The following is a 13,324-nucleotide window of genomic DNA, read 5'->3' as shown; positions in this document are numbered from 1 at the left end:
TTGACAGCCATTTGGAACACGATGCGACATTGTCTGTCGGACGGGGATCGAATTGCCGAATTTGAGTGGAAATACCAAGCCTAATAGCTTGAGCTGGCATTCTGCGTGCTCAGACCTATTTAGCAAGGTGGCCAAGGTGGTAGCCGTTGGCCTCCTTGCTTTGGCCGTTTCTACGCCTGTTTTCGTTGGCACTCCCTCTCAGGCCGGCGGGGAAACCCGAAGCCTGAAGATCTATTACGTCCATACCGGTGAAAAGGCCGTCATCACCTACAAGCGCAATGGCAAGTTCGATCCGGACGGTCTGGAGAAGCTGAACCGCATCCTGCGCGACTGGCGCAAGAATCAGCCGACCAAGATGAATCCGCGGCTGTTCGACCTCATCTGGGAAGTGTACCGCGAGAGCGGTTCGCACGAATTCATCTACGTCATCTGCGGATTCCGTTCGCCGGGCACCAACGAGATGCTGCGCACGCGTAACGCACACACCGGCGTTGCCAAGAAGAGCCAGCATATGCTCGGCAACGCGATGGACTTCTATATTCCGGACGTCAAGCTCACCAAGCTGCGTGAGCTCGGCATGAAGCTCCAAGAGGGCGGCGTCGGCTATTACCCGACTTCGGGCTCGCCCTTCGTCCACATGGACGTCGGCGGTGTGCGCGCTTGGCCGCGCATGGATCGCCAGGATCTCGTCCGTTTGTTCCCGGACGGCAAGACCATGCATATTCCTGCCGATGGCCGGCCGCTGCCGGGCTATCAGGAGGCCGTCGCCGATTACAAGCGACGCATGTCGTCCGATATCCAGATCGCCAGCTCCTCGTCACCTCGCCGTGGCTTCTTTGCCCGCCTGTTTGGCGGCGGTGGTGCGGATGAGGAAGAGGACAATGCGGATGAAGGCTCGTCGTCGGCACCGGTCGCTGTTGCTTCGGCTTCCCGCAAGGGGCAGCCGGCTCCAACCGCGGCTGACGATGGTGACGATAGTGCGGCTCCCGCTTCTGCTCCTGCCCAGGTTCAGGTTGCGAGCATAAACGCACCCGTACCGCAGATCCGCCCGGCCTTCGGTGGTCAGTCCGCTGGCAGCGACGTAGCCTCCGCGCTCGTATCGGCGCCGCGCAATGACGCTCAGGATGCGCTTGCAGCAGCCATGCCGAATACGGGTGACCAGCCGCAATATGCCGACCTTCGCTCCTATCACGTACCGGTGCCGTCCTTGCTTGACCGCCGCGCACCCGGCGATGCTGAAGTGGCGTCCGCAGAGGCAGACATGAAGGGCCAGCTTGCCGCCGTGCCTGTGCCGGCACAGCGTCCCGAAATTGCTGAAAGCCTCCTGGCCTCTGCTGATGCCGATCAGGAAGCAATCGATGACCAGGCCGATGCCGGTACGCTTTCGCCCTTGGTCATCGCCGCTCTTGAGCAGAGCCGACCCGATCGATCGGATGCTAACGCGGTGGCTGCTGTGACTTCGCCGCAGAACAATGTTGCCTCGAAGGATCAGCTCGCGCCTTCGAATAGTGGCGTAGCTTCCGGCAACGATGCTGCGCAGGCGATTGCAGCGGTTCTGCCGCAGCAGCGGCCGGCTCAGCAGATGCCGATGCAGGTGGCCGCACTGGCGCCGGTTCGCAATGAACTCAAGGCAAGCAGCCCCCGTCGTTTCAATGACAGTTTCGATGCGGTGACACCGCAGGAACGTCCGATCGCTGCGGGTATCGCCACCAAGGGCGCCGGCCGAACAAGCAGGATGCGGTGACGGCGGATTCCGGTCGTGCCACGATAACGACGGCGCCGAAGCTGACCGAAAAGATGATTTCACAGTGGGCAATCGCAAAGGCCCGCGTGGAGATCGTCAATCGCCCGGTCAAGGCTCCTCGCTTCGTAAGCCCGGCGCTTCGTGCCCAGCCGACCGCCGTCTATACCGATGGCTTCAAGGTGCAGACGGCGTCGATCGACCCGGAACGCTTTAGCGGTACGGCAGTGAATTTCCTTCAGGTGAAGAAGTTCAATTCGGTCGAGTAAGCAGCGTTCAAAGTTCAGACAACTTTACGGGAGCCCATTTGGGCTCCTTTTCATTTGTGCGCGGCGACGAGCTTGCTGTGATTGCGGCTTGATTGATCGCTCGCAAAGCTCACGCAAATTTTGGTGGGAGGGGATCGATCAAAACAGCTGTTGCCTGTAGGTGACACCCTGCTGGCTTTCAGGTTGCTGTCAGATTTTATTCATTTTCGCATCATCTTTTGCTCAGTTTCGCTTCATCCGGCGCAATTAGGGCGATAGGCTTGAAAGGCTGGATATCCGAATTTGAACCGTAAGACGGCAATTATCATTGGCAATGGCACACTGCACCGCGATCTCTCGGAGATCGTCGACAATGCGGATTTTGCGATGCGCTTCAACGAGCCTAAAGCCTCTGTCGGCATGAGCGGCTCACGCACCGATATCCTGATGCTCGCAGCCTCCAGCAAGCCGATGCAGCGGCGACTGACCGATCCGGCCTTCCTGACAAGCGCTACCTTCAAAGCGGCCAAAGAGGTCGTGCTCGCCTATCATCCCGACATCATCCGCAAATATCATCCCAAGCCCAACTTCCTCTCGCGTCTGAAGGGCCGAAAGAGCGACTGGACGATGCGAACCATCGAGCTGGTGGGTGCAGCGGGCAAGGAAATTCGCATCATGCCGCCGCAGTTCTACATCGAAAGTTGTGCGGAACTTGGAGTCGCCGAGTGCCGGATGGACCAGGTTTTTCCGAGCACCGGCTTTTTCGGCGTCCGATATGTGCTGTCGATCCTTCCCGCCTGCGAATGGGAGGTGAAACTCTGCGGGTTCAGCTGGGAGGGATGGAAGCGCCATGCCTGGCTGGATGAACGCCGCTGGGTAGAGGAAAAGATGGCGAGCGGCCACATCAGTCTGCTCGCTTAGTCGATAATTGGCTGTGGAATGCCATCGAAAATCACTGTTTTCAGTTTCGCCTCATGTCTGCCTAAGCTCGCCTTCATTCAGGGTTGATAGAGCCTGCGCCTACAACACTGGGATATCATTTGATGCAGACCAACGAATTCGACCCGTCTTCGGCGACGCCGCTTGAGAGAGCGCATGCGGGATTCGGATTCGATCGCGTATCTGCCCCCGTTGGAGCGAACCTGAACGAGCCGAGTCAGCTCGTCATCCGTGGCTTCATCGTCCACCTGGATCGTGCTCGCGATCGTATGCCGCAGGTCGAAAGACTGATGGCAAAGCTGCCGGTTTCGAGTGAAATCGTGGAAGCCGTCGACGGCCGTTGCCTGACCGAGGCTGAAATAGACCGCGTCTATCGCCGCAAGCTCCACAAGCCGTCCTATCCCTTTGCCATGAGCCAGGGCGAGATCGCCTGCTTTCTGTCGCACCGCAAGGCATGGGCCGCCATCGTCGAACAGAACATCGATGCCGGCCTCATCTTCGAAGATGATGTGGAGATCGATGATTCGTTTCATGCGGCCTTTGCGGCTGCCAAGGCCTGCCTCAAGCCAGGGGCGTTCATTCGCTTCCCCTTCCGAATGGGCAAGGAACATGGCACCCGCGTTCTGACGCAGGGCGAGATCAACGTCATTCAGCCGACCCGGATCGGCCTTGGCATGGTGGCGCAGCTCGTCAGCCGGGACGCAGCCATTCGTCTGCTGCAAGCAACCGCCTTCTTCGACAGGCCGGTCGATACAACGGTGCAGATGAGCTGGCTTACCCATGTTTCACCGCTCGCCGTGCTTCCCGGTGGTGTGCATGAAATCTCCTCGCAGCTTGGCGGCAGCACCATCAAGAGCCGTAAGACCCTGATGGAAAGGCTTTCCAGAGAGGTGCTGCGGCCGCTATATCGCGCAAGAATTGCGCTGCGCTCGCACCGCCTCATCTAAGAAGAGCAAACTTGTCCGTTCCAATTCTCGCATATCATCAGATTGCGGTGCCACCTTCGAGCAAGGCGCCGTTCAGAAGCATGACCGTCCATCCGGAAGCATTCCGTCGCCAGATGGAATGGCTGAAGAGGCTCGGAATTCAAGGCCTGTCACTGCGTGAGGCAATGCCTTACATCACCGGATTGAAGGCCGGCAAGGTTGCCGCCATCACCTTCGACGACAGCTATTTGAACGTCTTCGAGAATGCCTTGCCCGTGCTGCAGGAATTCGGCTTCACCGCCACGAATTTCGTCGTCGTGAACCAGATTGGCGGCGGCAATGTCTGGGACCTGCCGCTTGGCGTGGCGCCTGCAGCTTGCATGTCTGTCGAGCAGCTGCGCCGCTGGAGCAGCCTTGGGCATGAAGTCGGCTCGCACACGCTCGATCATGTCCATCTTCCGCAATTGCCGATGGAGGATGCGCGGCGCCAGATCTCGGATTCGCGCGGGCTACTGGAAGACGTGCTGGACGAGGGCGTTTCGTCCTTCTGTTTTCCCTATGGCGACGAGACACCGCTCGATCGGGTGCTGGCCTATGAGGCCGGCTATAGTGCCGCGACCACAACACGGCGCGGAAGGGCGCGGCCGGGTGACGACCCCTTCGGCCTGCCGCGCGCGACGATCCGGCGCAACGACAGCTGGCTGCATTTCGTCAAGAAATGCACATTCGGTTAAATCATCCATAGCCACCAATGTTGCCGGAGCGGCTGAAAGCCGCCCCGGAAAGGCTTGATCAGGGCGCGATGGTGAATGTGTAGGCGCCGTTGGTCTTATGGCCATCGGTCGAGAGCGCGTGCCATTCGACCGTGTACTTGCCGGGTGCAAGCTTGTCGCTGACAGGCACCATCAGCGTCTTGTCGCCATCCATCAGCGAAGAAGCGCCCGTTTTGACCACCTTCTTGTCCGGTCCCATAACCGTCACGCCGCTGAACTTCAGGTTCAGACCCTCGGTGAAGGTGAGGTCCAGTTCCGAGGGTGCCTGCTTGACGGCGCTGTCGGCGCCCGGCGCGGAGGACTTCAGGTGAGCATGCGCCAGGGCCTGGCCTGCGAAGGCCATGCTGGCGGCGGCAGTCACGAGTAGCAGCGTCTTCATCCGAGTCATGTCGGTCTTCCTTTTCCATTGAGGCGCCGCAGGGGGCTGCGGCAAGTTTGATGGCGACGGATGTCGCCTCTTATATCCCGTTCGGATTGCTACCGATGGGGTGCGTGCGGGCGGCCAATGGCCGCTCATTTCAGAAGATTGCGGATCTTTTGCAGGGCGACGTCCTTGTCTTCCCCGTAGGCAATGAGACCGCGCAGATTACCGTGCGCCGACGAGGAGAACCGAGGCGGTATGATCCATCGTGTAATCGCCATCGGGCGAAGGCACTTTCTTGGCATAGATGCGCCAATCCTTGATGGCCTTCTGCATTTCCGTGGGGGTGCCGGTAATACCGGTGATGCGATCGGTGAAATTGCCGGTGTATTTGTGCATGACCTCCGGCGTATCGCGCTCAGGATCCACCGAGAAGAAATAGGCTTTGAGCTTGTCCGCCTCCGGTCCCAGCGTCTTCAGCCAGCCGGCCATTTCGAACAGTGTGGTCGGGCAGACATCCGGGCAATGGGTATAGCCGAAGTAGATGAGCGACGGGTGGCCCTTCAGAGCCAGCGCGGTCATCGGTTGGCCCCGGTCGTCGATAAGGTTGAAGGAGGAGCCAATGTGCTCCTCCGCTCCCTTCGCTGATGGCATCAGGGTCCAAGTGAAGTAGGCAATCAAGCCGCAAATGCTGAGCAGGAAGACCGTCAGGATGACGGGGATCGACCATTCTTTTGTGAACATCGGCTTCTCCTCCTTGGCATGAAGGGAGGCACGGCTGCTGCCGCGCCGTTCATTCAGCTGCGTTGGCATGGTCGCCCCCGTTGTCCGCCTTGCTCGCAACCGCCGAACCCACAGGGAAATCGACATCAATCGAACCGGCCTTTTCGAAGGTCAGTTTCGCCCTGATCGTCTCGCCTTGTTTGAAAGGGTCGATAACGTCCATGAACATGAGGTGGTAGCTGCCGGGCTTCAGCTGAACCGTCTTGCCCGCTGGCAGCGGCAGACCCTTCTCAAGCTTGCGCATCACCATGACGTCGTTGTCCATCTTCATCTCATGGACCTCGACTTTGACTGCTCTCGACGAGCTGGCTGCGATCAACCGGTCATCGGTGCCGCCGGTATTGGTGATGGTCACGTAGCCGCCGCCGACCTCGGCGCCTGGCACCATGGCCCTCACATAGGGAGCGGCGATCTTGAGCTTTCCAAGCGTTGTCTCGGCGGCAAAAGCCAGCCCAGGAACCGTAAGGCAGAGGCTGGCGGCGACGAAGGAGCTGATAAATCGGTTCATGATCGGTTTCCTCTGGGGATCTGGGTGCTGCGCGGCAGGTCCTGCCGCGCAGCCTTTCATGAAAAGAAGCGTTTCAGCGGCGGCACGAAGCGGATGACTGTCTGATCCACCATCAGCATCGCGACGACAGCGAGACCGCTTAAGGGAAAGGCCGCGCCGAAGACGATCGCGATCAGCCAGAGCCCGATATAGACGGACTTCTGCGGCGGCATGGGCGGTACGCCGAGGCGGCCAGCCGGGCGGCGCTTCCACCACATCACGACAGCGGTGACGCAGCTGAGGATGATAGCGATACAGGTCGCCAGCATGAGCAACTGGTTGAAGAGGCCCCATTCCTGCCCCTGATGAACATTGATGCCCCATTCGATCGCCTGGCCGAATGCCGGGTATTGATCGAAGGAGAGATCGACCAGTGGCTTGCCGGAATATTGGTCGATATGGACGGTGCGTTCCTGGGAGAGATCCTTGGGGAAAATCGAGGCGGTGAAGACACCCGTCTCGTCGGAAGGTAGCGCCATGCTGAAGCCGGGCGCTATGCCCAGCCCGCTGGCGATCTCCACCGCCTTGTCCAGCCCGATCGACTTCGACGCCGCTGCCGCGCCGGAGAGTGGCACGGGGGCATTCTCGACGATCCAGCCGGGGCGGTTGACGATATCCTGTGTGACTTTCGTCGATGTGGGCACATTGTCCCAAAGGGCCGCGGGATAGCCGAGATCCTTGGCGGTCAGCCACGCATTGACGTTGGCGCCCCAATAGCCCGACCAGGGCATGCCGCTGAAGGCGAGGAAGAAGATGACGATGCCGGCGATTGCGCCGGTGACGGCATGGAGGTCGCGCCAGAAGACGCGGCGGGACGGCGTGCCGCGAACGGTGAGGACGCCGCCCGTCTGGCGTCGCGGCCACCAGAGATAGATGCCCGTCACGACAAGCATCAGCGCGAAGCCACCGACGATCTCGATGATGCGGTTGGTCCATGTTCCGAAATATTCGAGGCTGTGGATGCGTTTGACGACCCAGCTGAATTCCTCCTTCGAGCTGACCGAGCCGAGTACCTCACCATCATGCGGATTGACGTAGACGAGCGTCGATTGGCCGCCTTTCGACACCGTTACCAGGGCGGATCGGTCTCCCGCCGCAGGCTCGCGATAGGATGTCGCCGCGGTGCCTGGCATGGCAGCCAGTGCCGCATCGACGATCTTTTGTGGCGATAGCATCGGGCCTGTATCGGCGACGATGTGGCGGTGGGCATAGAAGGTGTCGGCGATCTGATCCTTGAACAGATAGATGGATCCGGTGATCGCCAGGTTGAGCAGGAACGGGATGACGAGCAGGCCGGCGAAGAAGTGCCAGCGCCAGATCGCCCGATAGAGCGAGATCTGGTCTGATGCGGTTGCGGCGGGCTCGGCCGCGGTGAAGGCAGACATTGGGAACTCTCCGAAGTTCCGGCGGCAGGGAATGATCCGTTGCGAGGGATGTGCCCGTCTGCGGGAGTGGCGACCTGTCCGGTCGCGGCTTGTGCCGATGTCGCTTGCGAAGCGGACAATCAGGATATCCGTCGTGTGTCGGGACATCGGCAAGGAGCCATCTCACCCGCAGCCGGCACGATCAACTCTCGTGCATGGTCCGGCCGCCATTGAAGACAAACGTTACGGCAGAAGCCGCGACGCAGGTTCAGGCAAGGGTTCGAAGAGCAGGGGGAGCGCGGGGGCCGCTATTGGGCGGATAAAGCTGCCGGCGGAATGTCTCGCTTCTGGGAACGACGACATCTTCCCGGACAAAGGCGAGATGCTCGCAGATGTCGGTCGGCGGGGTGGGAAGCAGGATGGCGGCGGAGATGCGGCATGCCTCGCATCCCGGCATATAGGCCTTGCTGTGCTCCTTGCCGTCGGGCGTCCTTTCGGTGACGCAGAGAACCGGCAGGGTTCCATCCGGCAGACGGTATTGGGCAAGTTCGAGGGGGGTGAGTTCCGCGGCTGATACGGCCGGGCGATGGGCGAAACCGACGGACAGCAATGCCATGGCGCATAGAATGCGCACCAGCAATCGCGTTGTCCCAAAGGTAAGCTTCCGCACGATTCTCCCCATTCTTGTCCAAAGCACCTACGACATTCGCCGCCGCAGCTCAATGCGGCAATTTGGTATGCGTCTTGGCGTGCCCGTTTACATACCGCGCGCAGGTCAGCTACAGATTGGTCGGAAAGGCTGAGCCGACTAACTGGCAAGGCTCTGTGTCGTTCATCGTTCTCAAGCAGTCCGCCTCCAGGCGTTTGTGCGAAAAGGAAATGAAATGCCTATCGTGTCCTGGAAAGGCGGCGAAGTCGACGTTGCCGTTATCGGCGCCGGTGCCGCCGGCGTCGGCGCTGCCCGGCGGCTGCAAGCGCTTCGGCCCGACCTTTCGATCGTTTTGCTCGAAGCCTCCGACCGTGTCGGCGGTCGCGCGCGGACGATCCATCCGTTCGGCGCCGAAGGTCCACGCGCTCGACCTCGGCTGCGGCTGGCTGCACGGCGCACGCACCAATCCCTGGACGAAGATCACCGAAGAGATCGGCCTGACGGTCGATCGCACGCCGGCGCCCTGGAGCGACGGCAGCCGGCAGCTGGAAGGGAAAGACCCCGGAGTGAAGGCGGCGGCAGGGGCCGTCGCCGAATTCTTCGAGCGGGTCGACGCCTATGACGGCGTTGCCGACACGGATCTGTCGACCATGCTCGCGCCCGATGATCCGTGGATCGAGCGGCTTTATGCGGTCGGCGCGTTCATGACCGGCGCGGAACTGCCGAAGTCTTCGGTCATCGATCTCGGCCGCTACGATCCTGGCCCCGGTCCGGACTGGCGCGTGCTGCAGGGCTACGGCACGCTTGTGGCCACCTATGGCATGCCGGTGCCGACCCTTCTCGGTGTGGAAGTCAGCCGCATCGACCACACGGCTGCGGATCATGTCGTGCTTTCGACGGATAAGGGCGAGCTGAAGGCAAAGGCGGTGATCCTGGCTGTCTCCACCAATGTCCTTGCCGCCGAGCGGATCACTTTCTCGCCGCCACTTCCGGAAAAGATCGAGGCGGCCTCGCGCCTGCCTCTCGGATTGGCGGACAAGCTTTTCATCCATGTGTCCGAACCGGAGATGTTTCCCGAGGATACGCATGTCATGGGATCGCGGGAGAGCCGGCGCACCGGCGCATATCAGCTGAGGCCGTTCGGTGCGCCTGTTATCGAAGCCTATTTTGCCGCCGATCTCGCACTCGATCTCGAACGGCAGGGAACGGACGCTGCCTTCGCCTTCTCGGTGGAGCAGCTGAAGCGCGTTTTCGGCGCTGATATCGGCAAGAAACTTTCCCCTCTCGTCATGTCGGCCTGGGCGAGCGAGCCATTTGTCGGCGGCTCCTATTCCTATGCGACACCTGGTGCTTCGGATCTGCGCGGCGTGCTGGCAGCGCCCTGCAACGATCGTCTATTCTTCGCCGGGGAGGCCTGCTCTAAGACGCGATATTCGACCGCGCATGGTGCCTATGAAAGCGGCGTTGTCGCGGCGGAAGCGGTGGCAAAAGCGCTCTGATGCCAGCTCGATGAGACAGGCGATGCGCTTCGGAGCGAAAAATAGCGATTCACGTCAAAAATTCATGCGAAGCGCTCTTAAACTTGCGCGGCAATAGGCGTAAACGCAATCAAATACCACCCGATTTGGTTTAGATTTTCTCTCGGGAGATGGGCGGCGAAAGCCGTGATGGACAAAGCATTGGAGGAGCCATGAGTAACGGCGTGACGTTCGACATTCAGAAAAATCCAAACCCGGCAACGGCCAGCGAGCGGGAAACCCTGCTGCAGAATCCGGGCTTCGGACGCATATTCACCGATCACATGGCGACGATCCATTATTCGCAGGATCGCGGTTGGCACAGCGCCAAGATCGAGCCGCGCAAGGCGCTGGCTCTCGATCCGGCGACCGTGGTGCTCCACTACGCGCAGGAAATCTTCGAGGGCATGAAGGCCTATCATCTGCCTGACGGCGGAGCGGCACTTTTCCGCCCCACCGCCAACGCCCGGCGCTTCCACAATTCCGCCGAGCGGCTGGCCATGCCGACCCTGCCTGAAGACCTGTTCGTCGAATCCGTGCGGGAACTGGTGAAGATCGACCGCGACTGGATCCCGACCGCCGAGGGCGCCTCGCTCTATCTCCGGCCGTTCATGATCGGCTCGGAAGCGGCGCTCGGCACAAGGCCTGCGACCGATTATCTCTATTGCGTCATTGCCTCTCCGGTTGCCTCTTATTTCAAGGGCGGCGCATCGGCTGTCACGCTTTGGCTTTCCGAGAATTTCACGCGTGCGGCTCCCGGCGGCACCGGTGCTGCCAAGTGCGGCGGCAACTACGCCGCAAGCCTTTCGGCGCTTGCCGAAGGCCAGCGTGAGGGCTGCGAGCAGGTCGTCTTCCTCGATGCTGTCGAGAAGCGCTGGATCGAAGAGCTTGGCGGCATGAACATCTTCTTCGTTTTCGAAGACGGTTCGCTGCAGACACCGCCGCTGACCGGCACCATCCTGCCCGGTATCACGCGCGACTCGCTGATCAAGCTCGGGCGCGATATGGGCCTGACCGTTCGCGAAGAGCCTTACGCCATCGATCAATGGCAGGCCGATGTCGAGAGCGGACGCCTGCGCGAAGCCTTTGCCTGCGGCACGGCAGCCGTCGTGACACCGATCGGCAAGCTGAAGGGCCGCAAGCATGGCTTCACCATCGGCGACGGCAATGCCGGTCCTGTAACGCTGAAACTGAAGGCGGCGCTGACGGACATCCAGTTCGGCCGTGCCCCGGACAAGAACGAGTGGCTGGACCGGCTGTTCTAGGCCGGCGCAGACGCAAGATCCGTGCCCGGTCCTGACCGGGTGATGGATCGATACTCGGCGGGAAGAATTGTCCCGCCGAGCTCTGACATGTGAGATCGCATAGTCACCCGAAACATCGGAGTTGTTATGATGAGCAACGCAAGCGAACGTCCCGGCGCCGAGCCGGGCGAGGAGATCGGCTTTGTCGGTCTCGGCGTCATGGGCCAGCCGATGGCACTCAATCTCGCAAGAGCCGGCACACGGCTCGTCGTGTGGAACCGGTCGCCGGCGGCCGCCGATCCACTGCGTGAGGCGGGCGCGGCTGTTGCAACAAGTGTGGAAGAGGTGTTCGAGCGAACGCGCATCGTCATTCTGATGCTGGTCAACGAGGCGGTGCTGGACGAGGTCCTGCAACGCGGCACGCCCGCATTTGCCAAGCTGGTTTCCGGCCATATCGTGGTTTCGATGGGGTCCAATCCGCCGGATTATTCACGCGGCCTTGCCGCCGAGATTGTTGCCGCCGGCGGCCGCTATGTGGAAGCGCCGGTGTCGGGCTCGCGAAAGCCTGCCGAGATGGGCCAGCTGGTCTCACTGCTCGGTGGCGATCCGGATGCCGTTGTCGAAGTGCGCCCGCTGCTTGCCCCCATGTGCCGCGAAACGATCCTGTGCGGGCCGGCTGGCAACGCCCTCCTCATGAAGCTCGCCGTCAATCTCTATCTTTGCACGACGCTTGCCGGATTGGCTGAAGCGGCACATTTCGCAAGCCGGAATGGGCTCGATCTCTCGACGTTTCAGGCGGCGATCGATTCCGGTCCCATGGCCAGCGATCTGACACGGGTGAAAATTCCGAAGCTGATCGCCGGAGATTTTTCCGTGCAGGCGGCGACCGCCGATGCGTTCAACAGCACCAATCTGATTGCGCAGGCGGCGCGGGCTGCCGGCATGGCGTCGCCGGCTCTCGATCTCTGCCGCGAACTTTATGGCGAGAGCGTTGAACTCGGCAACGGCAGGCTCGATATGTCCTCGGTGCTCAAGGCCATCGAAGCGCGCACCGCGGTGCTTGGTCGCTCCTAGGAAACAGCTTGCGAATGCCTATGTTGAGTTGAGACTTAGACAGGTATTCCCGAAAGGAAGATCGACATGTCTGCCCCTACGGACAGCAATCTATTTCAGAAGCTCGGATTGAAGCATCCATTGATCGTTGCCCCGATGGCCGGCGGTCCCTCGTCTTCAGATCTCGTGGCCGCCGCCTCGGCTGCGGGCGCGCTTGGCGCCATGGGAGGCGCTTACTCCAACGCGGCGGCGATCGAGGCTTTTGCCGCTCAGGTGCGCCAGCGGACCGACAAGCCATTTGCGATCAATCTGTTCATTCCTCATTCGATCCCCGACGTCGCGCCGGATCAGCTGGAAAGGGCCGTCGAGGCGACGGCGGGCTATCGCGTCGAGCTACAGTTGCCGCCGCCGCAACTGAGCGCTCCCTATGAAGAGGATTTCGACGTGCAGTTCGAAGCGGTGCTGCGCATCAAGCCCGCCTGCTTCAGCTTCGTCTTCGGGTTGCTGCCCGCCGACCATGTCCGTGCGGCAAAGAAGGCCGGCATCCCGCTGATCGGCACCGCGACGACACCGGAAGAGGCGAGGGCGCTTGAAGACAGCGGTGTCGATGCGGTCACGCTGCAGGGGTTCGAGGCTGGCGGCCATCGCGGCATCTTCGATGCCCATGCGTCGGATCCGGCAATCGACCTCCGCGATCTTCTGGCGCAAAGTGTCGGAAAGATCCGTGTGCCCCTGATCGCGGCCGGCGGCATCATGACGGCAAGCGATGTTCGCGCGGTTCTGCAGGCCGGTGCGCAAGCCGTGCAGGTGGGCACCGCTTTCTTGGCCTGCGCGGAAGCCGGGACGTCTGCACCCTATCGGGCGAAACTTCTGGCAACATCGGAGCGCAGGACACGCACGACGCGCGCCTTTTCCGGCCGCTTTGCCCGTGGCCTCGAAAATCGCTTCATGGATGAGATGGAGACGAAGGGCGCTGCCATCCTTCCCTTTCCTGCGCAGAACAAATTCACGCGGGATATTCGGGGCGCATCGACGGCCAAGGGGTCGGCCGATTTCCTGTCGCTCTGGGCCGGGACCGGCAAGGGCGAGCTTTGGCAGGGGAGTGCGGCTGCGCTGATCGATCGTCTTTTCGAGCAGTGATCCCGTATCGGGCGATCTTTGCGCCCCAAAAGCAAGGGA

General features: G+C 61.2%; 10 protein-coding genes and 3 pseudogenes. 8 read left to right on the top strand and 5 right to left on the bottom strand.

The window, feature by feature from the left end:
- Positions 1-52 precede the first annotated feature (52 nt).
- The 4 genes and pseudogenes from BSK43_RS10655 (at position 53) to BSK43_RS10640 (ending at position 4,588) form a co-directional block, all read left to right on the top strand.
- A pseudogene (locus tag BSK43_RS10655) lies at positions 53-2,010 on the top strand (DUF882 domain-containing protein).
- A 282-nt stretch (positions 2,011-2,292) separates the two neighbouring features.
- Positions 2,293-2,910 carry a glycosyltransferase family 29 protein gene (locus BSK43_RS10650; RefSeq protein WP_077469462.1) on the top strand — a complete coding sequence of 206 codons (618 nt, stop codon included), beginning with the start codon at positions 2,293-2,295 and terminating at the stop codon, positions 2,908-2,910.
- Positions 2,911-3,032: 122 nt separating this feature from the next.
- Positions 3,033-3,875, top strand: coding sequence for a glycosyltransferase family 25 protein (locus tag BSK43_RS10645; protein ID WP_077469463.1), 843 nt, complete (start codon positions 3,033-3,035; stop codon positions 3,873-3,875).
- 11 nt (positions 3,876-3,886) lie between these two features.
- A complete protein-coding gene (locus BSK43_RS10640; protein WP_077469464.1) occupies positions 3,887-4,588 on the top strand; it encodes a polysaccharide deacetylase family protein in 702 nt (233 codons plus the stop codon).
- 58 nt (positions 4,589-4,646) lie between these two features.
- On the opposite strand, the gene copC is transcribed toward BSK43_RS10640, so the two are convergent.
- From copC to BSK43_RS10615, 5 genes and pseudogenes are all read right to left on the bottom strand, one after another.
- Positions 4,647-5,015 (bottom strand): copper homeostasis periplasmic binding protein CopC, encoded by a 369-nt coding sequence (copC, locus tag BSK43_RS10635; protein WP_077469465.1) that lies wholly within the window; start codon positions 5,013-5,015, stop codon positions 4,647-4,649.
- A 125-nt stretch (positions 5,016-5,140) separates the two neighbouring features.
- Positions 5,141-5,732: pseudogene (locus BSK43_RS10630) on the bottom strand (SCO family protein).
- Positions 5,733-5,781: 49 nt separating this feature from the next.
- Positions 5,782-6,279 (bottom strand): copper chaperone PCu(A)C, encoded by a 498-nt coding sequence (locus tag BSK43_RS10625; RefSeq protein WP_246662530.1) that lies wholly within the window; start codon positions 6,277-6,279, stop codon positions 5,782-5,784.
- A gap of 56 nt (positions 6,280-6,335) precedes the next feature.
- Positions 6,336-7,703, bottom strand: a complete 1,368-nt coding sequence (locus tag BSK43_RS10620; RefSeq protein WP_077469467.1) for a PepSY domain-containing protein — start codon at positions 7,701-7,703, stop codon at positions 6,336-6,338.
- 247 nt (positions 7,704-7,950) lie between these two features.
- Positions 7,951-8,364, bottom strand: coding sequence for a hypothetical protein (locus tag BSK43_RS10615; protein WP_077469468.1), 414 nt, complete (start codon positions 8,362-8,364; stop codon positions 7,951-7,953).
- A 202-nt stretch (positions 8,365-8,566) separates the two neighbouring features.
- On the opposite strand from BSK43_RS10615, the pseudogene BSK43_RS35960 reads away from it, so the two are divergent.
- The 4 genes and pseudogenes from BSK43_RS35960 (at position 8,567) to BSK43_RS10590 (ending at position 13,285) form a co-directional block, all read left to right on the top strand.
- Positions 8,567-9,830: pseudogene (locus tag BSK43_RS35960) on the top strand (NAD(P)/FAD-dependent oxidoreductase).
- 191 nt (positions 9,831-10,021) lie between these two features.
- Positions 10,022-11,113, top strand: coding sequence for a branched-chain amino acid aminotransferase (locus tag BSK43_RS10600; RefSeq protein WP_077469470.1), 1,092 nt, complete (start codon positions 10,022-10,024; stop codon positions 11,111-11,113).
- A 129-nt stretch (positions 11,114-11,242) separates the two neighbouring features.
- The gene (locus BSK43_RS10595; protein ID WP_077469685.1) at positions 11,243-12,166 is read left to right on the top strand and encodes an NAD(P)-dependent oxidoreductase; all 924 of its coding nucleotides are present in this window, start codon (positions 11,243-11,245) and stop codon (positions 12,164-12,166) included.
- A 66-nt stretch (positions 12,167-12,232) separates the two neighbouring features.
- Positions 12,233-13,285, top strand: a complete 1,053-nt coding sequence (locus BSK43_RS10590; protein ID WP_077469471.1) for a nitronate monooxygenase — start codon at positions 12,233-12,235, stop codon at positions 13,283-13,285.
- Positions 13,286-13,324: the final 39 nt, after the last annotated feature.

Origin of the sequence: Rhizobium sp. P44RR-XXIV (genome assembly GCF_001999485.2) — a bacterium.
Taxonomy (GTDB): domain Bacteria; phylum Pseudomonadota; class Alphaproteobacteria; order Rhizobiales; family Rhizobiaceae; genus Rhizobium.
This window is presented reverse-complemented; position numbering and strand designations above follow the sequence as displayed.

Excerpts from the sequence above, each read along its gene's own strand:
- BSK43_RS10645 (WP_077469463.1), top strand. The coding sequence starts at position 3,033 with ATGCAGACCAACGAATTCGACCCGTCTTCGGCGACGCCGCTTGAGAGA.
- BSK43_RS10595 (WP_077469685.1), top strand. The coding sequence starts at position 11,243 with ATGAGCAACGCAAGCGAACGTCCCGGCGCCGAGCCGGGCGAGGAGATC.
- BSK43_RS10590 (WP_077469471.1), top strand. The coding sequence starts at position 12,233 with ATGTCTGCCCCTACGGACAGCAATCTATTTCAGAAGCTCGGATTGAAG.
- BSK43_RS10625 (WP_246662530.1), bottom strand. The coding sequence starts at position 6,279 with ATGAACCGATTTATCAGCTCCTTCGTCGCCGCCAGCCTCTGCCTTACG.
- BSK43_RS10620 (WP_077469467.1), bottom strand. The coding sequence starts at position 7,703 with ATGTCTGCCTTCACCGCGGCCGAGCCCGCCGCAACCGCATCAGACCAG.
- copC (WP_077469465.1), bottom strand. The coding sequence starts at position 5,015 with ATGACTCGGATGAAGACGCTGCTACTCGTGACTGCCGCCGCCAGCATG.
- BSK43_RS10615 (WP_077469468.1), bottom strand. The coding sequence starts at position 8,364 with ATGGGGAGAATCGTGCGGAAGCTTACCTTTGGGACAACGCGATTGCTG.
- BSK43_RS10600 (WP_077469470.1), top strand. The coding sequence starts at position 10,022 with ATGAGTAACGGCGTGACGTTCGACATTCAGAAAAATCCAAACCCGGCA.